Origin of the sequence: Aliivibrio sp. 1S128 (genome assembly GCF_001691065.1) — a bacterium.
Taxonomy (GTDB): domain Bacteria; phylum Pseudomonadota; class Gammaproteobacteria; order Enterobacterales; family Vibrionaceae; genus Aliivibrio.
In genome coordinates this window covers 1-480 of the sequence record NZ_MAJV01000147.1, presented here as the reverse complement: position 1 = coordinate 480, position 480 = coordinate 1, and the positions used below count along the sequence as shown (strand labels likewise).

Genomic DNA, 480 nt, shown 5'->3' with positions numbered 1-480 from the left:
TGGTACAAGATGGGCTTATTTAGCTGTTGTTATTGATTTATTTTCACGAAAACCGATTGGTTGGTCATTGTCACTTTCACCTGATAGTAACCTTACAGCGAAAGCACTTTCAATAGCGTATGAGTTACGAGGAAAACCATCAAATGTCATGTTCCATAGCGATCAAGGTTGCCACTATACAAGTTTAAAGTTCAGGCAAAAATTATGGCAATATCAAATAACTCAAAGCATGAGTCGTCGTGGTAATTGCTGGGATAATAGTCCAATGGAAAGATTCTTTAGAAGTTTAAAAAGTGAATGGGTTCCTAAGAATGGATATAAAAGTTTTGCTGAAGCAAAACATTCAATAACCAAGTATATAATTGGTTACTTCAGCAGTATCAGGCCTCATCAGCATAATGATGGATTACCACCGAACCTTGCAGAGCAACAATATTGGTTAGAATATAAAACGGTGGCCAGTTTTACTTGACCACTACA

The 480-nt window shown here is 36.7% G+C and carries 1 protein-coding gene; it reads left to right on the top strand.

Features of this window, described 5'->3' with window-relative positions:
- Positions 1-472: IS3 family transposase (locus tag A6E03_RS18250; protein WP_065601463.1), on the top strand; the 472-nt coding region annotated here is incomplete at its 5' end.
- Positions 473-480: the final 8 nt, after the last annotated feature.